Raw genomic sequence first — 21,337 nt, 5'->3', positions numbered from 1 at the left:
TCTCTGCTCAGCACGTCCCGTTCCGGTACCGCGGTTCAACAGTATTGCTGTCGCACCAACGATGTGAAACGGCGAGGAGCTGCCCATGAGCACGATCCTGCGACTGCCCGGACGCCCCGAACAGCTCACCCTGCCCGCCCTGCTCGCCCGCAACGCCGCCGACTACGGCGACCTCCCCGCCCTCTCGTGGCGCACCGGGGACCCCGCGTCCCCCGGCTGGACCACCCTCGACTGGGCCGAGGTGAGGCGCAGGGTCGCCGTCCTCGCCGCCGGGTACGCCGCGCTCGGCGTCGAGCGCGGCGAACACGTGCTGATCATGATGGGCAACCGGCCCGAGCACTGGCTCACCGACCTCGCCCTCGTCCACCTCGGCGCCGTTCCCGTCACCGTGTACGGCACCTCCGCCCCCGAGCAGATCGCGTACACCGCCCGCCACAGCCGGGCCCGCCTCGCCGTCGTCGGCGGCGCCGGCGAACTGCCGCGCTGGGAACCGCTGCTGGCCGACGGCTCCGTACCGCTGGAGCGGCTCGTCGTCGCCGACGTCGACGCCGCCGGGACCGCCCACCGCACGTACGACGCGGTGTACGCGGCCGGGACCCGGCTGCACACCCCCGACGCCTTCGAGAAGGCCTGGCGGGAGCTGCGCCCCGAGGACCCGCTGACCGTCGTCTACACCTCGGGCACCACCGGCGACCCCAAGGGGGTCCGGCTCACCCACCGCAACATCCTGCTCCAGTCCGTCCGCCTCGACCGGCGCGTGGAACTCCCCGAGCACGCCGAGCACATCTGCTACCTGCCGTTCGCGCACATCGCCGAACGGATCCTCGGCATCTACCTGCCGCTGCTGCGCGCCGCGCACGTCCGGCTCGTCGCCGACCCGGCGGCCGTCGCCGCCGCCGTACGGGAGCTGCGGCCCGTGCAGTTCTTCGGGGTGCCCCGCGTGTGGGAGAAGCTCGCCGCGGGCCTGCGGGCGGTGCTCGCCGGGCTGCCGCCGGAGCAGCGGACCGCCATCGAGGAGGCGAACGGCCTCGCCCGCACCCGGGCCGCACACCTGGAGCGGGGCGAACCAGTCCCCGCCGAGCTGGGGGCCGCGTACGGCCGGGCCAAGGAGCACGTCCTCGAACCGCTGCTGCGGCTGGCCGGGCTCGACCGGCTGCTCTGGACGGCGAGCGCGACCGCACCGATGCCGATCGACGTCGTACGGTTCTGGGCCGGCTGGGGGATCACCGTCATGGACGCGTGGGGTCTGACGGAGACCTCCGGCGTGTGCACCGTCAACAGCCACGACGCGTTCCGGCTCGGCTCGGTCGGCCGGCCCATCGAGGGCCTGGAGCTGCGGATCGCCGACGACGGGGAGATCCTCGCCCGCGGCGAGACCGTCTTCGGCGGCTACCTCAGGCCCGACGGGACGCTGGAGAGCGCGCACGACGCGGAGGGCTGGTTCCCCACCGGGGACATAGGCCGGATCGACCGGGACGGGTTCCTGTGGCTGACCGACCGCAAGAAGGAGCTGATCATCACCTCGACGGGCAAGAACGTCTCCCCGGCCCTGGTGGAGAACACGCTCAAGGAACACCCTCTGATCGGCCAGGCCCTGGCCCACGGCGACGGCCGCTCCTACCTCGTCGCCCTGCTCGTCCTCGACGCCGAACTCGCCCCGGCGTGGGCGGCGGCCCGCGGCATCGAGGCGGCCTCCCTCGCCGACCTCGCCCGGCACCCCCAGGTGCGCGCGGAGATCGCCGCCGCGGTCGAGACCGCCAACGCCCGCCTCAACCGCACGGAACAGATCAAGCGCCACCACCTGCTGACCACGGAATGGGGCCCGGAAACGGGCGAACTGACCCCGTCCCTGAAACTGCGCCGCCGAGTGGTCCGCGAGAAGTACGCGTCCGCGATCGACTCCCTGTACACGGAGGGGCCCGGGCCCGACACCCCCTGACACGACCGGTGCTCCGGTCGATGCCGCTGCCCCGGCCGGGAGGGATCGGGTGTGCGACGGCGGGAGCCGATCAGTCGGCATCAGGGAGGGTGCTGGGGGTGTCCCCGGCAGTTGATGGTGTCCGGGGCGTGCCGGTCTCTCAAGGGCGCTCCCTCCGGTCGCGTCGCTGCGCGATGGCCCTTGCGGGCCACCCTTGACAGACCGACCCGCCCCGGAGGCATTTTTTCTGCCGGGACGCCCCCAGGGGAACGGCCTGGAGGTACTTGGACCATTCAGCGCCATCAGGGAGCCTTCTCTCCCGCCCCGGCTGCCCCTTTCGCCTTACCGGCATCAGCAGTCCCGTCGGCGAGAGCCCTGCCGCCTCTGACGTCGGGAAACGACGTCCAGAGCATCATCCGGAGACAGGAGCGCGACGGATCGCTACGTGGGCGCCCTCGGCTCAGCGTCCGGCCGCCGTCTGGGGCCGCGAAGCGCCTCGGATCGCTACGCGGCTCGGCCTTTTCGGCGGCATCGGGCCGTCTTGGGGCGCGAAGCGCCCCTGCCCGATCCGTCCTCCTCAGATATCGCTGTCTGATGACCCGAAGACAGCATCCGCCCTGGCGCCCCCGGCGATCCGGCGGTCAGTCGCCGAGCCGACGGCGCCCCTGTAGCGATCTGTCGCGCCTCCCCGCCCCGGACGGCCGTCCGACGCTGAAGAATGCCGGGCTGTGTAGCGATCTGGGGTGCTTCTGTCTCCGGATGATGCTCTGGGCGTCGTTTCGTGCGGTCAGAGCCGGCCGGGCCCCGGCCGGCGGGTCTGCTGATGCCGGTGGGGCTGGATGCGGCGGCCGGGGCGGGAGAGGAAGCTCTCTGATGTCCCCTCATGCCTCACGTTCCCTCCAGGCCATTCCCCTGGGGGCTTCCCGGCAGCTTGTTGGCATTCCGGGGCGGGACGTCCTGTCAAGGGTGGCCCGCAAGGGCCATCGCGCAGCGACGCGACGAAGGAGCGCCCTTTACAGGACGGCCCGCCCCGGAAGGACAATGGGCTGCCGGGACACCCCCGCACCACCCGACCCCGAGCCCTGGACTCCCGCTTCCCTTATCCCGCCGCCTCACCGCCGGCCCCGACCGCGCCGCTCCCGCACACCCCGCCTCGTCCCGCCCTACCGACCCGGTTCCAGCAACTGCCGGATGATCCGGGCCAAGGCCCGGGCGTAGTTCCAGTTCGCGTGGGGGCCGGAGCCCAGCGGGCCGACGGCCGCGAAGTACTCCCACTCGGCGAGCGCCGCGACCGTTCCGGCAAGACGGTGCTGCGATGGCGCCCGGGAGAGCGAGCCGTGGAGCTCCTGCCCGCAGGTGATCAGGTCGTCGACGAGCGCCGCGACGGCCTCCGGGCCGGGGCGTTCCGCGTACGGGGCAAGTGCCCTGGCGACCAGTCCGGTCGCGTCCACGTGACCCTGCGGCATACCCATGCCGGTGCTCCCCATCGTCGTCAGCAGGTGGTGGACACACCATGGACGTAGTGAAGTCCTGTTACGAGGACTTGAAGGAGGGCTTTCTGCGGACGAAAAAGGACTTCCTTACGCCCGAACCGGTGAAGCGCAGGCCGCGAGCGGACTTTCCTGCCACAGTGGTCATATCTGAACCGGCCAAGGGAGTTGGAATGCCCCGATCCACTGGCAACGTCCGATTGCGTGCGGCCCGGCAGGCGGCCGGCTACCGGTCGCAGCAGGACCTCGCGAACGCCCTGGCCGCCCGCGGCGTCACCGTCGGTATTCGGCAGGTCCGGCGGTGGGAATCGGACGCTCCGCCCCTTCCGCAGCCCGACATCCGTCAGGCCCTCAGCGAGCTTCTCGGCCGACCGCTCGACCAACTCGGTTTCAACGTTCCGTTGGGCGCGGAGACGCGGACACCGACCAGCCTCCTCGCCCCCGCCAACCGGGGTCCTCTGCGTACACCCAACGCGCAACAACCCGCCACCGCTGCAACAGACTTCCTCGCCGGAACGCGTGCCCACCGCCGGCTCTACTGGAGCGTGGCCCCCGCCACCCTGCACCCCGCCGTGGCCGCGCACGCTGCCTTGGGCAGCCAACTCCTCGATGCGACCACCGGGCGAACGCGGCAGCTCCTCGCCACGGCCCTGGCAGAGAGCTGGTTGCTGGCCGGCCGGATCGAATTCTTCGACCTACGAGAGCCCGACCGTGCCGGCGACACCTGGGTGCGAGCCCTCCAGACGGCAGGGGAGGCCGATGACGCCCTCCTGGGCAGTGCCGTCCTCGCCCACATGGCGTTCATCCCCGGGTGGGGCGGTGATCGGGACGGCGCGACGGAGCGGATGACGGCAGCCCGCGCGTACGCCCGCCGAGGTCCTGCCAGCGCCGAACTGCTGGCCTGGCTCGACGCCGTGGAGGCCGAGTGCGCGACGCGTTGCGGCGACACCCGAGCCGCCCTCAATCTGTGTGCTCACGGTGAGGACGTCCTCGCGACCGGCAGCGAGCACCGGAGTCCCGAATGGTTGGACTGGTTCTCGGCGGTGCGGCTGGCCGCGTTCAAGGGCCACACACAGCTCGTCGCGGGGCACCTCCCGCAGGCCCGCGAGACGCTGCTCGGCGTTCTCGCCGAACTTCCCGGGGACAGCGACAAACAGCGGACCGTCGTCCTCGGTGACCTGGCTTCCGTGGAGGTCGCTGCCGGGCGGCCCGAGGAAGCCGCCCGCTACGCCCTCAAGGCGCTGGTCCTGCTCGAAACGCACTGGTACGCGACGGGGCTGGAGCGGATCCGGGAGGTGCGGCGGGCCCTCGGGCCCTGGCAGCACGAGCATTACGTCCGTGACCTCGACGACCGGCTCTACGGCTGGGGTGCCGTCGTCAACGCCCTCTCTTGTTGAACTCGGCGATCACGGGGGACAGCTCGGCCAGGCTCTCGATGCGGAACGTCGGGAGTTCGCGTGCCTCGGCGGTGTCCCACTGGATCGTCGACCACGGGCCCCGGCGGATCAGCGCCGTGTGCATACCCGCCTGCTTGCCGGGGCGCAGGTCGTTGTCGACGCGGTCGCCGACGTAGAGGATCTCCGACGCGGCGGCCGGAACGACCGCGGCCACGCGCTCGAAGAACTCGGGGTCGGGCTTGCTGGCGCCCCAGTCGTCCGAGGTGCCGATCAGGTCGACGTCTTTCGTGAACAGGTCGCGCAGCAGGCCGCCGGCGCGAACGGTCTGGTTGCCGGCGATGCCGAGCCACAGGCCGTCGGCACGCAAGCGGGCGAGGGCTGGCCGGACGTCCGGGTAGAGGTCGTCCTCACCGAACCACTCCGGCTGCCCGGCGGCAGCGCGGGCCTCGCGCTGCTCGGTGAGGTCGAATCCGGGCCGGAAGACCTGGAAGGTCTCGCGGTAGTCCCGGCCTTGGGCGATGACCGCACCGAAGACGGCGGCGAAGGTGTGACGGGGGACGCCGAGCCAGTCCGCCCACGTGCCGTACTCCCGGGTCTCGTCGACGAGGCACTCACCGACGTCGAACACCACAGCGCGAATCGTCATGCGTGCACCCTACGCGGCGCCCGCGCCCGGCCGGGCACGGACGCCGCTCGGGCAAGCCCGCTCCCCACCGGGAGCGGGGCGGGGCAGTGCATAGGGTCGGGGCATGACGACGAGGACCCTGTACCTGCTCTGTTCGGCCGCCCCGCCCGTGTTCGACGTCGCCGGGGTCGTCGAAGAGGCGCAACGCCGCGGCTGGGACGTCTGTCTGGGGCTGACCCCGATGGCCGCGGACTGGCTGGACGGCAGCCTTCCGGGGCTGGCGGCCCTGACCGGGCATCCGGTGCGTACGCGCTACAAGCGGCCCGGGGAGCCGGACGTGTGGCCGACCGCGGACGCGGTGCTGTTCGCCCCGGCGACCATGAACACCGTCAACCGGTGGGCGCTCGGCATCACCGACACGTGGGCCGTCGGCGTCGTGGCGGAGGGCATCGGCAAGGGCATCCCGATGGCCGTCATGCCGTGCGTGAACGCCGCGTACGCGCAGCACCCGCAGTTTCCCCTGTCGCTGGAGACGCTCCGGTCGGCCGGGGTGCGGGTGCTGTACGGCGAGGGCGGGTTCGTCCCGAACCAGCCCGGTGAGAAGAAGCCGTACCCGTGGGCGGCCGCCCTCGACGCCGTGGACGGTGCGGTGGCCGTCCCCGGGGTCTGAGCGGGCCGCCGCCCGGCAGGGTCAGCGGCCGATGACCGGGTTGTGGTCGGAGAGGTTCGTGTACGTGTACGAGGTGCCCCAGCTGGAGACCGTCCAGGGGGCCGACACCTCGTTGACCACGTTGTTCTCCCAGCCGGCCGGGCGGGCGTGGCCCTTGCGGTACAGGACGTAGTCCAGGTCCTCGCGCGGGTCCGACGGGTAGCGGTAGCGGGCGATCGAGTTCAGGGCCGTGTCGAAGGAGTACGGGTGCCCCGTGCGCGTGTCGGCGTCCGCGAGGTCGGCGTTCGCGAGCATGGACGCGTACTCCGGGGTGCGGGAGTCGACGTTCATGTCGCCCGCGACGAGGACCTGTTCGCCCGCCGGGATGTTCTTCGCGTCCAGGAAGGCGTCGATCGCCCGGAACTGGCGGGCCCGCATCTGCGCCGCCTCGCCGGCGCCGCAGCCCGGGTCGGTGGACTGGGCGTGCGTGCCGACCACGTGCACCTTCGTGCCGTTCACGTCCAGCACGGCGTAGGCGAAGCCCTTGTTGGACCACCAGTCGGCGCCGCAGGCGTCCTTGTAGACGAACTGCTCCTTGCGGACGATCGGCCACTTGCTCAGGATCGTGACGCCGCCGTCCTCCGGGGTGGTGGCGGAGTAGGCGCCGCCCGTCGCGTCCCAGCCGGTCCGGCTCCGGCCGACGACCGGGGTCTGGTACGGGTACTGCGCGGCCGAGTTGGCCTTGAGGGCGTCCGAGGTGCCGTTGTCGAAGGCCTCCTGGAGCACGACGACGTCGTGGCCCTGGTAGAAGGAGGTCCGGGGTATCTCCGCGGCCCGGTGGTCCTGGCCCCAGTTGGGGTACAGGTTCTTGCTCATCAGGAACACGTTGTACGTCAGCACGCTCAGCCGGGGTGCCGCGGCCGCCTCGGCGGCGCCGGCGGACGGGGTCCCGGCGGCGGTGAGGGCCCAGGCGGCGGCCGCCGCGACGGCGATGGCGGCGGCGCGGGGGAACGGGCGGGCAGGAGGCATGGACGCTCCATCATTCCGGGGTGGGGGAGACCGACCCCGTCATCCAAGCAGCCGCGGTTACCTCTGGGTAACACCCGTGACAAGGGTTTCTGACGCCGTTCTTACGGTGTGCCGCTTCCGGAGCCGACGGGCGCCCGCGGCCCCGGCCCCGACCCGGGGAAACGGAACGGGTACGGCCATACTGGACGTACGAGTACCGGACCAGGGGGACGCGCCATGACGACCGCACAGCAGCCTGCCGACCCCGGGTCGCGCCCCGGCGGGGCGCGCCGGGACGAGCCGCAGCCGCCGCCCCCCGGCGGGGTGCTGTGGACCATCGCCGGGGACGTGCGGGCTCTGCTGATGCTGCCCGCGGCCTTCACCATGCAGGTCGCGCACCCCGCCATCGGCGCCGGCGTCGACGAGCACTCCGTCTTCCGCACCGACCCCTGGGGGCGCGGTGAGCGCTCGCTGCGCTCCGTGCAGCTGTGGGTGTACGGCGGTGAGGAGGCCGCGGAGGAGGGCCGCCGGGTGCGCCGCCTGCACAGGGAGATCCAGGGCGTCGACACCCGGGGCCGCCGCTACCACTCCCTGGACCCCGCCTGCTACGCGTGGGTGCACGCCACCGGCTTCCCGATCTACCTGTACGCCGGCCGCTACCTGCTGCGCCGCTTCACCCCGGCCCAGGAGCGGCAGCTGTACCGGGAGTGGCTCCAGGTCGGGCGGATCCTCGGGCTCCGCGACCGGGACATGCCGCAGACCATCGAGGAGTTCTGGCCGTACTACCATCGCATGCTGGCCGAGGAGCTGGAGCCGACCAAGGTGGCCCGCGAGCTGGTCGCCACCGACGTGCCGCTGCCCCGGCCGCGGGGCGGCCCGCTGCCGGTGCGGATCCTGACGCGCCTGGCCTGGCCGGTGCTGCGGGCGGCGTTCCTGCACTTCCGGGCGTTCGTCACCGTCGGGTACATGCCGCCCGAGGCGCGGGCCGCGATCGGGCTGGAGTGGACGCCGGCCCAGGAGCGCAGGCTGCGCCGGTTCAGCACGGCCGTGCGGCTGCTCGTCCCGCTGCTGCCGGAGCGGGTGCGCTACCTGCCGCTGGCCCACCGGGCGCGGGCCCGCCGGCGCGCCGGCGCCCGCTGAGGGGCGCCGGCGCGGGAGCGGCGGGCGGCGCCCGCGTCGCCGCGGTCAGTGCTCGTGGTCGTGCCCGTGCCCGTGGCCGTGGCCGGTGTCGTGGACCCCGTTCGTCGCGGCGATCTTCTTCCACGACTTCGGCTCCACCCGCTCGGCGGCCGGCGCCGCCTGCGCGGCGCGGCCGTCCTTCTTCTTCGCGGAGGCGGCGGCCGGCGGGGCGAAGGCCGGCTTGCCCGGCGTGTACAGCCAGGTGTCGAACAGCGCGGCCAGCGGCTTGCCCGACGCCTTCTCCGCGTACCGGACGAAGTCGGAGACCTTCGCGTTGCCGTGCGCCCGCTCGGTCGGCCAGCCCTTCAGGATCGTGAAGAACGCCTCGTCGCCGATCTCGTTCCGCAGCGCCTGGAGGGCGATCGCGCCGCGGTCGTACACGGCCGCGTGGAACTGGTTGTCCGGGCCCGGGTCACCCGGCTTGACCTGCCAGAAGGGGTCCTCCGCCGGACGTACCGCATACGTCCACTCGGCGAGCTCCTGCGCGGTGCCCTCGCCCTCCTTCTCCGACCACAGCCACTGGCTGTACCGGGCGAAGCCCTCGTTGATCCAGATGTCCTTCCAGCCCTCGACGGAGACGCTGTCGCCGTACCACTGGTGGGCCAGTTCGTGGACCACGACGGAGGTGTTGGCGCCGTTCGCGAACTGGCGGGGGCTGTAGAAGGGGCGCGTCTGGGTCTCCAGCGCGAAGCCGGACGGCACGTTCGGGACGTAGCCGCCGAGCGCGTTGAAGGGGTACGGGCCGAAGACGCCTTCCAGCCATTCCGCGATCTCGGCGGTGCGCTCGACGGAGGCCCGCGCGGCACCCGCGTTGTCGCCGAGGTCCTTGCTGTAGGCGTTCAGGACGGGCAGGCCGTTCGCCGTCTTGTCGGTGGTGATGTCGAACCTGCCGACGGCGAGCGTCGCCAGGTAGGTGGCCTGCGGCTTGTTGGAGCGCCAGTTGTAGCGGGTCCAGCCCAGGCGGGAGGTCTGCGACTGCAGGACGCCGTTGCTGATGGCCTGCGTGCCGTCGGGGACGCTGACCGAGACGTCGAAGGTGGCCTTGTCGAGCGGGTGGTCGTTGCTCGGGAACCACCAGGCCGCGGCTTCGGGCTCCTGCGCGGCGACACCGCCGTCCGGGGTGCGCTGCCAGGCCGACCAGCCGTCGACCTTGAACTCCGACGGCTTCCCGGCGTACTTGACGACGACGGTCGCCTGGGCGTTCCTCGGCAGCGGCTTGGCGGGGGTCACCTCCAGCTCGTGCACGCCGGAGGTGGCGAACTTCGCCTTCGCGCCGTTGACGCGGACCTCGCTGACCTTCAGACCGAAGTCCAGGTTGAAGCGGGACAGGTCCGTCTTGGCGGTGGCCAGCAGGGTGGCGGTGCCCTCCAGCAGGTCCGTCGCCGGCTGGTACTTCAGGCGCAGGTCGTAGTGCGACACGTCGTATCCGCCGTTGCCGCTGGCCGGGTAGTAGGGGTCGCCGATTCCCGGGGCGCCCGCGGCCGAACCCGCTGCCGATGCCGGGATCACCAGCAGGAGGGAGGCGGCGAGCACGCTCGGGGCGATGACTTTGCGGTGCACGGGTGGGCTCCAAGTCGGTTGGGGGGTGGTCGTGTTCGACCGTATTCACCGCCTGCGCCCCACGTCATGTCCATGGCCCCGGCTGTCACGTGATCGCCATTCGGCCGTCACACCGGTGGCCGCACTGCCGCCCCGGCGGGGCGGTTGCGCCCGCGGCGTCCGCTTCGGCCCCCGCCTCGACCCGCTGCGGCCGGTGCCGCCCGCGGCCGAAAAAGGCCGAAACCACAGGGTTCCCCCACGCCCCGGCACCCTCGGACCCCGCCGCGCCGACCAGGATGGCGTCCCTCCGGACCCCGGATGGCGCCCCTCCGGCACCGGATCCCGCCGTCCGGCCCCCGCCGACCCGGCATACTGAGCAGTCGGTAACCTGGCCGTCATGACGCTTCCCGAGCACGCCGCCCGCCGCGCCTGGCACGCCGCGGTCAACCCGCTGCACGCGACGATCTACTTCTCCCCGGACCTGCCCGCGCAGTTCGCCGCCCTCGGTGTCGCCGACCGCTCCACCGCGGCCCTCGCCTCCCGCGCCGCCGCCATGGGCGCCGTCGGCGCCGGCACCGTCACCGCCACCTTCTACAACTACCGGCACGACTTCATAGCCCGGCACCTCCCCGCCGTCTGGGACACCATCACCCCCGCGCAGGCCGTCGCCGCCCGCCTCCGCGCCGCCGACGCCACCCTGCGCCGCCTCCTCGGCGACGAGGCCGTCGCATCCCCGGCGATGGCCGAGGCCGCCGACCTCGCGATGCGCGCGACCGAGGGCTGCTCCCGGCACGCCCGCACCCTCTACGCCGCCCACGCGGACCTCCCCGTCCCCGACGAGGCGCACCTGCGCCTGTGGTACGCCACCACCCTGCTGCGCGAGCACCGCGGCGACGGCCACCTCGCCGCACTCCTCCAAGCCGGCCTGGACCCGCTGGAGGCGCTCGTCAGCCACACCGCGACCGGCCGCGGCATGACCCCCAAGTGGATCAAGGCGATCCGCGGCTGGGAGCAGTCCGACCTCGACGCCGCGGCTGCCCGGCTCCGCGAGCGCGGCCTCCTCGACGCCGGGGGAGAGCTCACCGCCGAGGGCCGGGCCGTCCGCGAACGCCTGGAGGACACCACCGACCGCCTCGACGCCGGCCCGTACGAGCACCTCGGCGCCGAGGGCCTGGCCCGCCTCGCCGAGCTGGGCTGCGGCTTCGTCGCCCGGGCCGTCGCCGCCGGGGCCTTCCCCGCCGACGCGTTCGGAAAGGCCTGACGTACCGCGCCGCCGGGCGCGGCCACCTGCCACAATGGGCAGCCTTCCAATGCACGACGAAGGCAGGCGGAACCGAACGTGACGATGTCCATCGAAGGCAGGATCGCCGAGGAGCTCGGCGTACGGGAGCGGCAGGTCAAGGCCGCCGTCGAGCTGCTCGACGGCGGCTCCACCGTCCCGTTCATCGCGCGCTACCGCAAGGAAGCGACCGAGATGCTCGACGACGCCCAGCTGCGCACCCTGGAGGAGCGGCTGCGGTACCTGCGCGAGCTGGAGGACCGGCGCGCGGCGATCCTGGACTCCGTACGCGAGCAGGGCAAGCTCGACGCCGAGCTGGAGGCCCGGATCAACGCGGCCGACACCAAGGCCCGGCTGGAGGACATCTACCTCCCCTTCAAGCCCAAGCGGCGCACCAAGGCGCAGATCGCCCGCGAGGCGGGCCTGGAGCCCCTCGCCGACGCCCTCCTCGCCGACCCGTCGGTGGAGCCGGCCGCCGCGGCCGCCGCGTTCGCCGACCCGGACAAGGGCGTCGCGGACGCGGCCGCCGCCCTGGAAGGCGCCCGTGCCATCCTCACCGAGCGGTTCGCGGAGGACGCCGACCTGATCGGCGAGCTGCGCGAGCGGATGTGGGGCCGCGGCCGGCTCGCCGCGAAGGTCCGCGAGGGCAAGGAGGAGGCGGGCGCCAAGTTCGCCGACTACTTCGACTTCGCCGAGCCGTTCACCGAGCTGCCCTCCCACCGCGTCCTCGCCATGCTGCGCGGCGAGAAGGAGGACGTCCTCGACCTCACCCTGGAGCCGGAGGAGCCCTCCGAGACCCCCGGCCCGTCCTCGTACGAGGGCGCGATCGCGCGCCGCTTCGGCATCGCCGACCGCGGGCGCCCCGGCGACAAGTGGCTCGCCGACACGGTGCGTTGGGCCTGGCGCACCAAGATCCAGGTGCATCTCGGCATCGACCTGCGGATGCGGATGCGCTCGGCCGCCGAGGACGAGGCCGTCCGCGTCTTCGCCGCGAACCTGCGCGACCTGCTGCTGGCCGCGCCCGCCGGGACCCGCGCCACCCTCGGCCTTGACCCGGGCTTCCGCACCGGCGTGAAGGTGGCCGTCGTCGACGCGACCGGCAAGGTCGTCGCGACGGACGTGATCCACCCGCACGTCCCCGCCAACCGGTGGGACGAGTCCCTCGCCAAGCTGGCCCGCCTCGCCGAGGAGCACGCGGTCGAGCTCGTCGCGATCGGCAACGGCACCGCCTCCCGCGAGACCGACCGGCTCGCCGCCGACCTGATCTCCCGCCACCCGGAGCTGAAGCTCACCAAGGTGATGGTCTCCGAGGCGGGTGCCTCCGTGTACTCGGCGTCCGCGTTCGCCTCGCAGGAGCTGCCCGGCATGGACGTCTCGCTGCGCGGGGCGGTCTCCATCGCGCGCCGCCTCCAGGACCCGCTGGCCGAACTCGTCAAGATCGACCCGAAGTCGATCGGCGTCGGCCAGTACCAGCACGACCTGTCCGAGGTGAAACTGTCCCGCTCCCTCGACGCGGTCGTCGAGGACTGCGTGAACGGCGTCGGCGTCGACGTCAACACCGCCTCCGCGCCGCTGCTCGCCCGGGTGTCCGGCATCAGCGCCGGCCTCGCCGAGAACATCGTCGCCCACCGCGACGCGAACGGCCCCTTCCGCAGCCGCAAGGCGCTCAAGGACGTGGCCCGGCTGGGCCCGAAGGCGTACGAGCAGTGCGCCGGCTTCCTCCGCATCCGCGGCGGCGACGACCCGCTGGACTCCTCCAGCGTGCACCCCGAGGCGTACCCGGTGGTGCGGACGATGGCGAAGACCGCGGGCAGCGAGGTCGCCGCGCTGATCGGCAACACCTCGGTGCTGCGGTCGCTGCGGCCCGAGCAGTTCGTCACCGAGGCCTTCGGCCTGCCGACCGTCTCGGACATCCTGCGCGAGCTGGAGAAGCCCGGCCGCGACCCCCGCCCGGCGTTCCGGACGGCGGCGTTCAAGGAGGGCGTGGAGAAGATCGGCGACCTGGAGCCCGGCATGGTCCTGGAGGGCGTCGTCACGAACGTCGCCGCCTTCGGCGCCTTCATCGACATCGGCGTCCACCAGGACGGGCTCGCGCACGTCTCGGCCCTGTCGAAGACCTTCGTCAAGGATCCGCGGGAGGTCGTCAAGCCCGGCGACATCGTCCGCGTGAAGGTCCTCGACGTCGACATCCCGCGCAAGCGGATCTCCCTCACCCTGCGCCTGGACGACGAGCACGGCGCGGCGGCGGCGGGCGGCGCGCCGCGGCAGCGCGAGGACCGCCAGGGCGGGCGCGGCGGCGGCCGGCCCCCGCAGCAGCGCGGCGGCGGCCAGGGCGGACAGGGCGGCCAGGACCGCCAGGGCGGCCGGGGCGGCCAGGGCGGCCGGCGCGGCGGCCAGGGCCGCGGCGGACAGGGCGACGGCCGCAGGCAGGGCCAGGGCGGCGGTGCCCCCGCCCCCGCGAACAGCGCGATGGCCGACGCCCTGCGCCGCGCGGGGCTCGCCGGCCCCGAGGGGCGGCGCACCCGGTAACGGGCCGGCCGCCGGCGCGCGGCCGGAGGCAGGTGGCGGGGCCCCGGCGCAAGGCCCCGCCGCGGGGTGGCCGAATAGGCACCCCACCTGCGGACATGCCTTGCCAAGGCACACAGATGATCTGTAGGCATGGGGAACGCCCGTTCGTCGTCCGGCGGACGGGCTTTTCCGTTTCCCCTCGCGACCGCACCTTACGAGGCCCTCTGATGGCACAGGACGTCACGCCCATGCCTGCTCACGCCTACCGACGCTGCCCGCGAAAGGGTCCGAAGAGGGATCACATGCTCCACTCGCAACTCGGCCTCCGCAAACGGTGCGAGAAGATTCTCGGCCATCTGGACCTCACCCACCCCTTCTCCCTCGAAGGGCTCTGCAACCGGATGGCCGAGCAGCGGGGGAGGCCCATCCGCCTCCACCCCCTGCCCAAGGAGGCCGCGGAATCGGGAGTGTGCGGGCTGTGGGTGGGCACCGCCAGCGTCGACTACGTCTTCTACGAGAGCCACACCACCGCGCTGCACCGCGAGCACATCGTCCTCCACGAGCTCGGCCACATCCTCTTCGGCCACCACTCGCTGCGCGGCGAGGAGAAGGGCGGCCAGGCCCCCGTCGTCCTCGGGCGCACCAACTACACCACCCGCCAGGAGCAGGAGGCGGAGATGCTCGCCAGCATGATCCGCATCCGCACGGCGACGCCCTGCCCCAAGCCTGCCGCCGAACTGCGCGGCACCCTCGCGCGCTTGGAGTCGGCCATGGGCTACGGGCGGGGCACCCGTGGCCACTGAGCTCCTCGCGCTCGGCGACGCACTCGCCGTCCCCAGCGTCGTCTGCCTCTGGGCCGCCGTCCTCCTGCGCGCGCCCGCCGCGCTGCGCTCCCCGCAGCAGCGCGGCCTGTGGCTGGCCGTCGCCACCGCCGCGGCCGCGATGACCCTGAACCTGCCCGCCGTCGTCGCGCACGCCATGCGCGACCCGGCGCACTCCCACGCCGTGGGTCTGACCCGCAACCTCATCGGCGTGCTCTCCGCCGGCGCCGTGCTCTACTTCGTCGCCGCCGCCACCCGGGGCCGCGCCCTCCAGATCGCCGCCTGGACCGGGACCGCCGTCTGGCTCGCCGCACTCGCCGTCCTCGACACGACCGCCCCCGCGCACGGCACCCACACCATCCCCGCGCAGGGCGACCCCGTGCCGTCCACGGCGTACTGGCTGCTCCTGATCGCCGCGCACCTGATCGCCAACACCGTCTGCGTCGCCCTCTGCTGGCGCTACAGCGGCCGCACCGAGAGCCGCGCGCTCGCCTTCGGGCTGCGCCTGTTCGGCCTCGGCACCGCCCTCGCCGGCGTGTTCTGGCTCGCCTTCCTCGCCAAGGCCCTCTTCGGCAGCACCTGGGCGATGCCCGCGATGCCGCTGACGATGAACCTGCACGGCCTGCTGCGCGCCGCCGCGATCCTCGTCCCCACCCTCTTCGCGCTCCGCGGCACCGCCGCGGACACCGCCACCGCCTGGCGGCTGTGGCCGCTGTGGCGCGACCTGGTCCAGGCCGTGCCGCACGTCGCGCTCACCAAGCCGCGCGCCGGCCGCCTCCTGGAACTGCTGTGGCCGCCGGTCCCGCGCAACCTGCTCGTCTACCGCAAGGTCATCGAGACCCGCGACGCCATCCTGATACTCGGCGACTACGTCGCCCCCGGCATCCCCGAACTCGCCGCCGCCCACGTCACCGTGCGCGGAGTGCCCGAGCCGCGGCGCTCCGCGGCCGCCCTGGCCTGCGTCCTGAAGGAGGCCCGCGAGGCGAAGCTCGCCGGCCGGTCCGGGGTACCGGGGCCGGCCGCGCAGTGGGTGCTGCCCGCAGCCATGCAGACCCCGGCGGAGGGCACCGGGCTGGAGGACGAGGCCCGCTTCCTCGTGGACGTCGCCCGCGCCTACGGCTCGCCCGAGACCACCGCCTTCGCCCCCTGACCCCCGTACCGCCGCAGGAAGAGACACCTCCCGTGCCCACCGCCTTGATCACCGGGGCCAGTTCCGGCCTCGGAGCGGCCTTCGCCCGCGGCCTCGCCGCCAAGGGCTGCCGCCTCGTCCTCGTCGCCCGTGACGCCGGCCGGCTCCGCGCGGTGGCCGACCGGCTGCGCCGCGAGTTCGGCGCGCACTGCGAGGTCCTGCCCGCCGACCTGCTCGACGAGGCCGGCCTCCGCCGCGTCGCCGACCGCCTCGCCGACCCAGCCCGGCCCGTCGACGTCCTCGTCAACAATGCCGGGTTCGGGCTCGCCGCCCCGTTCCCGCACAGCCCCGTCGAGGACGAGGAGCGGATGCTCGACCTCCTCGTGAAGGTGCCGCTGCGTTTGACCCACGCCGTCCTGCCGGGGCTGTGCGCCCGCCGCCGCGGCGCCGTGCTCAACGTGTCCTCCGTGGCCGGCCTGCTGCCGACCGGCACCTACGGGGCGGCCAAGGCGTGGGTCACCGCCTTCAGCGAGTCCGTGCGCGTCGACGCCGCCCCCTACGGCGTCCGGGTGCTCGCCGTGGTGCCCGGGTTCACCCGCACCGAGTTCCAGGCCCGCGCCGGCATGGACACCTCCACCCTGCGCGAGGCGGTCTGGCTGGAGCCGGAGGCCGTCGTGGACCGCGCCCTGCGCGACCTGGCCCTGCGCCGCCCCGTCAGCATCGCCGGCCGCCGCTACCGCGCGTACGCCCTGGCCGCACGCCACCTCCCGCGCGACTTCGTCGCCCGCCGCATGGCCCGCACCCGCAGGCCGCCCGCCGCCCGGTAGCCGCCGGACGGCCCGCCCCCTACAGCTCCGCGACCCCGCCGTCGGCGACGCGCAGGCGGCGGGTCACCCGGACCGCCTCCAGCATCCGCCGGTCGTGCGTGACGAGCAGCAGGGTGCCCTCGTACGCCTCCAGGGCCGACTCCAGCTGCTCGATCGCCGGCAGGTCCAGGTGGTTCGTCGGCTCGTCCAGCACCAGAAGGTTCACCCCGCGGCCCTGGAGCAGGGCGAGGGCCGCCCGGGTCCGCTCGCCGGGGGAGAGCGTCGCTGCCGGGCGCAGGACGTGCGCCGCCTTCAGCCCGAACTTCGCCAGCAGGGTCCGCACGTCGGCCGGCTCGGTCTCCGGGACCGCCGCGCAGAACGCCTCCAGCAGCGGCTCCCCGCCGAGGAACAGCCCGCGTGCCTGGTCCACCTCCCCGACCAGCACGCCCGAGCCCAGCGCCGCCGAACCCGAGTCCGGAGCCAGCCGGCCGAGCAGCAGCGCCAGCAGCGTCGACTTGCCCGCGCCGTTCGCCCCCGTGATCGCGACCCGGTCCGCCCAGTCGATCTGGAGGCTCACCGGGCCGAGCGCGAAGTCCCCGCGCTTGACGGACGCCTCCCGCAGCGTCGCCACCACCGAGCCGGAGCGCGGGGCGGAGGCGATCTCCATCCGCAGCTCCCACTCCTTGCGGGGCTCCTCGACGACCTCCAGCCGCTCGATGGCGCGCTGCGTCTGCCGGGCCTTGGCCGCCTGCTTCTCGCTCGCCTCGCCGCGCAGCTTCCGGCCGATCTTGTCGTTGTCGGTGGCCTTGCGGCGGGCGTTCCGGACGCCCTTGTCCATCCAGTTGCGCTGCATCAGGGCCCGGCCCTCCAGGGCGGCCCGCTTGTCCGCGTACTCCTCGTACTCCTCGCGAGCGTGCGCCCGGTCCCGGGCCCGCTCCTCCAGGTACGACTCGTAGCCGCCGCCGTAGAGGTTGATCTGCTGCTGCGCGAGGTCCAGTTCGAGGACCTTGGTGACCGTGCGGGCCAGGAACTCGCGGTCATGGCTGATGACGACGGTGCCGGCGCGCAGACCGCCGACGAACCGCTCCAGCCGCTCCAGGCCGTCGAGGTCGAGGTCGTTGGTCGGCTCGTCCAGCAGGAACACGTCGTACCGGGACAGCAGCAGCGAGGCGAGGCCCGCGCGGGCGGCCTGGCCGCCGGACAGCGCGGTCATCGGCAGGTCCAGGCCCACGGCGAGGCCCAGCTCGTCGGCAACCTCCCGGGCGCGCTCGTCCAGGTCGGCGCCGCCGAGGTCCAGCCAGCGGTCCAGGGCCGTCGCGTACGCGTCGTCCGAGCCCGGCGCCCCGTCCACGAGGCCCTGCGTCGCCGCATCCAGCTCCGCCTGCGCGGCGGCCACGCCCGTACGCCGGTGCAGGAACTCCAGCACCGTCTCGCCGGGCCGGCGCTCCGGCTCCTGCGGCAGGTGACCGACGGTGCCCGTCGGCGGGGAGAGCCGCAGCTCGCCCTCCTCGGGGGTGTCCAGGCCGGCGAGGAGCCGCAGCAGGGTGGACTTCCCGGCGCCGTTGACGCCGACGAGGCCGATGACGTCGCCCGGGGCGACGACGAGGTCCAGTCCGGCGAAGAGCGTGCGCTCGCCGTGCGCGGCACCGATGTTCTTGGCGACGAGGGTTGCAGTCATGGTGGACCGATCCTATCCGCGCCCGCACCGCCGCCGGGGCGCCGCGGGAACCCGCCGAAGGGCGATGGCCGGATTGGTGGGGAGCACGTCATTGCGGTCGCCCGGACCGGGCTCACACCATGGAGCCATGTCACCCCGCAGCGTGCTCGCCGTCCTCTACGACGGGGTCCAGAGCCTGGACCTGACCGGCCCCGTGGAGGTGTTCGCCGCGGTCTCCCACTTCCCGCGGCGGACGCCCTACGAGATCCGCACGGCCTCCGCCGACGGCCGGCCGGTGCGGACCGGCAGCGGCCTCACCCTCGTACCCGACGGCTCCCTGGAGGACGAGCGGCCCGGCCCCGGCACCACCCTGCTCGTGCCCGGCGGGCGCTACCGCGACTTCGACCCGCGGCTCACCGACTGGCTGCGCGCCCACGGGGGTGGCGCCCAGCGGCTGGTGTCCGTGTGCACGGGCGGGCTGCTGCTCGCCGAGGCCGGGCTGCTCGACGGCCGCCGCGCCACGACGCACTGGTCGGCCTGCGAGCAGATGGCGCGCGACCACCCGCGCGTGGCCGTCGAACCGGACCCGATCTACGTCCGCGACGGCCCCGTCGCCACCTCCGCCGGCGTCACGGCGGGCATCGACCTCGCCCTGGCCCTCGTCGAGGAGGACCACGGCAGGCAGGTCGCCCTGTCGATCGCCCGGCACCTCGTCGTCTTCCTGCGGCGGCCCGGCAACCAGGCCCAGTTCAGCGCGCAGCTCACCGCCCAGACCGCGCTGCGGGAGCCGCTGCGCGAGGTGCAGCACTGGATCACCGAGCACCCGGGGGAGGACCTCGGAGTGGAGGCGCTCGCCGCCCGCGCGGGGCTCTCGCCGCGGCACTTCGCGCGGGCCTTCCAGGCCGAGACCGGGGTCACCCCGGGCCGGTACGTGCAGCGCGTACGGGTCGAGCACGCCCGGCGGCTGCTGGAGGACAGCGGCGAGGGGGTGGCCCAGATCGCCCGGGCCTGCGGATACGGCACCCCCGAGGCCCTGCGCCGCGCGTTCGTGAAGACCCTCGGCCAGCCACCGGCGGAGTACCGCCGCCGCTTCGGCCACTGACCCGCACCCGGCCGCCGTACACCGCCGGCCGCATCCCGCTTCCATCCCAGCGCCCCTCCGGAGGAGACATGCAGATCGCCGTCCTGCTCTACGACGGTTTCACCGCCCTCGACGCCGTCGGCCCCTACGAGACCCTCGCCCACCTGCCCGGCACGGAGACCGTGTTCGTCGCCGAGCGCCCCGGCCCGGTGCGCTGCGACTCCGGCCGGCTGTCCCTCGTCGCCGAGAAGGCCCTCGGCGAGGTGCTGCGCCCCGACATCCTCCTCGTCCCCGGAGGACCCCACCCCGAGACCCAGACCGGCAACCCGGCCGTCCTCGACTGGCTGCGGGCCGTCGACACCGCCACCACCTGGACCGCCTCGGTGTGCACCGGCTCCCTGCTGCTCGCCGCCGCGGGCCTTCTCGACGGCCGCCGCGCCACCAGCCACTGGCTCTACCTGGACCGCCTCCCGGCGTACGGCGCCCGGCCCACCGGCGAGCGCGTCGTCTTCGACGGCAAGTACGCCACGGCCGCCGGGGTGTCCTCGGGCATCGACATGGGGCTGGCGCTGGTGGGCCGCCTCGCCGGGGACGAGCAGGCGCAGACCGTCCAGCTGATGATCGAGTACGACCCGCAGCCGCCCTACGACGCCGGCTCGCCGGACAGGGCTCCGGCGGACCTGGTCGCGCGGCTGCGTGCGGTCAGCCCCCTGCCGTCCAGGTGAAGGCGGGGGTCCGCCGCTCCAGGAACGCGGCGACGCCCTCCGCGGTGTCGCCGCTCGCGGCGGCCTCGGCCGCCCAGTGGGCGGCCCGGTCGGACCGGCCGTCGGCGAACTCCTTCGCCGCCGCCTGCGTCAGCTGCGAGCGGGTCGTCAGGATGCGGGCGAACTCCGCGACCCGCCCCTCCAGCTGCCCGGCCGGCAGCAGCTCGTCGAGGAAGCCCGCCCGCAGGGCGTGCTCGGCGCCGATCAACTCGGCCGAGTAGAGGAGGTACTTGGCGGTGGCCGGGCCGACCAGGGAGACGAGCCGGCGCGTCGAGGAGGCCGGGTAGACGATGCCGAGCCGGGCCGGCGTCACCCCGAAGGAGGAGCCCTCCTCCGCGAAGCGCAGGTCGCAGGCGGCGGCGAGCTGGCTGCCCCCGCCGACGCAGAAGCCGCGGACCGCCGCGATCGTCGGCTTCGGGAAGGCCGCCAGGGCCTCCTCCGCGACCACGGCCAAGGCCTGCGGGTCCTCCTTCCCGGCCAGGGAGGAGATGTCCGCGCCGGCGCAGAAGGTCGGCCCGGCCCCGGTCAGCACCAGCACGCGCACCGCCCGATCGGCGGACAGGGCGTCCAGCAGTTCCGGAAGCGCCCGCCACATCGCCGCGGTCATGGCGTTGCGCTTCGCGGGGTGGGAGATGACGACGGTGGCGACCCCGTCGTCGACCGAGTGCAGGAGGGCAGCGTCCATGCGCCGGATGCTATCCCGGGCGGCCGAACCTATGATCGGGGAGTCCGACGGGGGGCGCTGAAAGGTGGCACGCCCATGGGCGCAGACCCGGCAGACGGCGCAGACCCCCCGCCCGGCGGCCTCGACGCCAAGGGGGCGAAGAAGCTCAAGCGGAACTACGCGCTGCTGGCCGTGCTCGGCGCGGTACTGGTCCTCGGCGGCCTGGCCGGCCTGGTGTACGCGGGGCTCGCGACGCTCACCTCGATGTTCCTGTTCGGCTGGCTTCTGCTGGTCGGCGGCATCGTCGGCCTCGTCCAGGCCGTGCAGTCGCGGGGCAGCAGCCACTTCTGGCTGACCGTCATGGTCGCCGCCGTCAACATCGCCGCGGGCTTCGTGGTGCTGCGCCGCCCCGAGGCCAGTGCAGAGGCGCTGACGATGTTCGCCGCGCTGCTGTTCCTCGTCGCGGGGGTCTTCCGGCTGGTCGGGGCGATCGTGGTGCGGGGCGCGCACTTCGGGCTGACGCTCGTCCAGGGCGCCTTCGGCATCGTGCTGGGCCTGCTGATCCTCGCGAGCTGGCCCAGCAGCAGCCTGTACGTGATCGGGACCTTCTTCTCCCTCGCCCTGCTCTTCGACGGGCTGGCGCTGATCGCGCTGGGAGTGGGGGCGCGGCGCGTCCTGCGCCTGGTCGGCCAGGAGGGCGGCGGGGGAGGCGGAGCGGCCGGAGAGGGACCCGCAGGGGGTCAGGAACAGTCGCACAACTGACGCTGTCATACGCCGCCGGTCGGAAAGCGGCCGAATCCCGCCGAGTTGTGGTCAGCGGTCC

The 21,337-nt window shown here is 73.8% G+C and carries 18 protein-coding genes; 12 read left to right on the top strand and 6 right to left on the bottom strand.

What is annotated here, in order from left to right; all coding sequences use genetic code 11:
• Nucleotides 1–85: 85 nt before the first annotated feature.
• On the top strand, nt 86–1,939 hold the full coding sequence (locus tag EF903_RS02910; RefSeq protein WP_125541000.1) for a long-chain fatty acid--CoA ligase: 1,854 nt from the start codon (nt 86–88) through the stop codon (nt 1,937–1,939).
• A gap of 1,142 nt (nt 1,940–3,081) precedes the next feature.
• Here the strand turns inward: EF903_RS02910 and EF903_RS02905 are convergent.
• Nucleotides 3,082–3,390: a DUF6415 family natural product biosynthesis protein gene (locus EF903_RS02905; RefSeq protein WP_125540999.1), complete on the bottom strand. Its 309-nt coding sequence runs from the start codon at nt 3,388–3,390 to the stop codon at nt 3,082–3,084.
• Between the two features lie 191 nt (nt 3,391–3,581).
• Between EF903_RS02905 and EF903_RS02900 the strand changes: the two genes are divergently transcribed.
• The gene (locus EF903_RS02900) at nt 3,582–4,805 is read left to right on the top strand and encodes a transcriptional regulator (protein ID WP_125540998.1); all 1,224 of its coding nucleotides are present in this window, start codon (nt 3,582–3,584) and stop codon (nt 4,803–4,805) included.
• Here EF903_RS02900 and EF903_RS02895 read toward each other — a convergent pair.
• Complete coding sequence (locus EF903_RS02895; RefSeq protein WP_125540997.1) at nt 4,786–5,451, bottom strand: HAD family hydrolase; 666 nt, start codon at nt 5,449–5,451, stop codon at nt 4,786–4,788. The two genes, EF903_RS02900 and EF903_RS02895, sit on opposite strands and share 20 nt — an antisense overlap.
• 103 nt (nt 5,452–5,554) lie before the next feature.
• On the opposite strand from EF903_RS02895, the gene EF903_RS02890 reads away from it, so the two are divergent.
• Nucleotides 5,555–6,100: a flavoprotein gene (locus EF903_RS02890; RefSeq protein WP_125540996.1), complete on the top strand. Its 546-nt coding sequence runs from the start codon at nt 5,555–5,557 to the stop codon at nt 6,098–6,100.
• Nucleotides 6,101–6,121: 21 nt separating this feature from the next.
• Here the strand turns inward: EF903_RS02890 and sph are convergent, their stop codons facing one another.
• Complete coding sequence (sph, locus tag EF903_RS02885; protein WP_125540995.1) at nt 6,122–7,108, bottom strand: sphingomyelin phosphodiesterase; 987 nt, start codon at nt 7,106–7,108, stop codon at nt 6,122–6,124.
• 216 nt (nt 7,109–7,324) lie between these two features.
• Between sph and EF903_RS02880 the strand changes: the two genes are divergently transcribed.
• Nucleotides 7,325–8,227 carry an oxygenase MpaB family protein gene (locus tag EF903_RS02880; protein ID WP_125540994.1) on the top strand — a complete coding sequence of 301 codons (903 nt, stop codon included), beginning with the start codon at nt 7,325–7,327 and terminating at the stop codon, nt 8,225–8,227.
• A 45-nt stretch (nt 8,228–8,272) separates the two neighbouring features.
• Here the strand turns inward: EF903_RS02880 and EF903_RS02875 are convergent, their stop codons facing one another.
• Nucleotides 8,273–9,826: a M1 family metallopeptidase gene (locus EF903_RS02875; protein WP_125540993.1), complete on the bottom strand. Its 1,554-nt coding sequence runs from the start codon at nt 9,824–9,826 to the stop codon at nt 8,273–8,275.
• A 376-nt stretch (nt 9,827–10,202) separates the two neighbouring features.
• Here EF903_RS02875 and EF903_RS02870 point away from each other — a divergent pair, with 376 nt between their 5' ends.
• From EF903_RS02870 to EF903_RS02850, 5 genes are all read left to right on the top strand, one after another.
• Nucleotides 10,203–11,066, top strand: coding sequence for an SCO6745 family protein (locus tag EF903_RS02870; RefSeq protein WP_125540992.1), 864 nt, complete (start codon nt 10,203–10,205; stop codon nt 11,064–11,066).
• A 78-nt stretch (nt 11,067–11,144) separates the two neighbouring features.
• A complete protein-coding gene (locus tag EF903_RS02865) occupies nt 11,145–13,613 on the top strand; it encodes a Tex family protein (RefSeq protein ID WP_125540991.1) in 2,469 nt (822 codons plus the stop codon).
• Nucleotides 13,614–13,894: 281 nt separating this feature from the next.
• Nucleotides 13,895–14,395 carry an ImmA/IrrE family metallo-endopeptidase gene (locus tag EF903_RS02860; protein ID WP_125540990.1) on the top strand — a complete coding sequence of 167 codons (501 nt, stop codon included), beginning with the start codon at nt 13,895–13,897 and terminating at the stop codon, nt 14,393–14,395.
• Nucleotides 14,385–15,563 (top strand): MAB_1171c family putative transporter, encoded by a 1,179-nt coding sequence (locus tag EF903_RS02855; RefSeq protein WP_125540989.1) that lies wholly within the window; start codon nt 14,385–14,387, stop codon nt 15,561–15,563. The genes EF903_RS02860 and EF903_RS02855 overlap by 11 nt, the downstream gene beginning before the upstream one ends.
• Before the next feature lie 32 nt (nt 15,564–15,595).
• Nucleotides 15,596–16,369 carry an SDR family oxidoreductase gene (locus EF903_RS02850; RefSeq protein ID WP_125540988.1) on the top strand — a complete coding sequence of 258 codons (774 nt, stop codon included), beginning with the start codon at nt 15,596–15,598 and terminating at the stop codon, nt 16,367–16,369.
• A 19-nt stretch (nt 16,370–16,388) separates the two neighbouring features.
• Here EF903_RS02850 and EF903_RS02845 read toward each other — a convergent pair whose 3' ends face one another.
• Nucleotides 16,389–18,026, bottom strand: a complete 1,638-nt coding sequence (locus tag EF903_RS02845) for an ABC-F family ATP-binding cassette domain-containing protein (RefSeq protein ID WP_125540987.1) — start codon at nt 18,024–18,026, stop codon at nt 16,389–16,391.
• A gap of 127 nt (nt 18,027–18,153) precedes the next feature.
• On the opposite strand from EF903_RS02845, the gene EF903_RS02840 reads away from it, so the two are divergent.
• Both EF903_RS02840 and EF903_RS02835 read left to right on the top strand, forming a co-directional pair.
• A complete protein-coding gene (locus tag EF903_RS02840; protein ID WP_125540986.1) occupies nt 18,154–19,107 on the top strand; it encodes a GlxA family transcriptional regulator in 954 nt (317 codons plus the stop codon).
• Nucleotides 19,108–19,175: 68 nt separating this feature from the next.
• Complete coding sequence (locus tag EF903_RS02835; protein WP_125540985.1) at nt 19,176–19,811, top strand: DJ-1/PfpI family protein; 636 nt, start codon at nt 19,176–19,178, stop codon at nt 19,809–19,811.
• Here EF903_RS02835 and EF903_RS02830 read toward each other — a convergent pair.
• Nucleotides 19,789–20,535, bottom strand: a complete 747-nt coding sequence (locus EF903_RS02830; RefSeq protein ID WP_125540984.1) for an enoyl-CoA hydratase/isomerase family protein — start codon at nt 20,533–20,535, stop codon at nt 19,789–19,791. The two genes, EF903_RS02835 and EF903_RS02830, sit on opposite strands and share 23 nt — an antisense overlap.
• 75 nt (nt 20,536–20,610) lie before the next feature.
• Here EF903_RS02830 and EF903_RS02825 point away from each other — a divergent pair, with 75 nt between their 5' ends.
• Nucleotides 20,611–21,276, top strand: a complete 666-nt coding sequence (locus EF903_RS02825; RefSeq protein ID WP_125540983.1) for an HdeD family acid-resistance protein — start codon at nt 20,611–20,613, stop codon at nt 21,274–21,276.
• Nucleotides 21,277–21,337: the final 61 nt, after the last annotated feature.

The sequence above is a fragment of the Streptomyces sp. WAC05292 genome, from assembly GCF_003949955.1.
GTDB classification, from domain to species: Bacteria; Actinomycetota; Actinomycetes; order Streptomycetales; family Streptomycetaceae; genus Streptomyces; species Streptomyces globosus.
The sequence above is the reverse complement of the archived record's forward strand: the minus strand, read 5'-3'. Positions and strand labels throughout refer to the sequence as shown.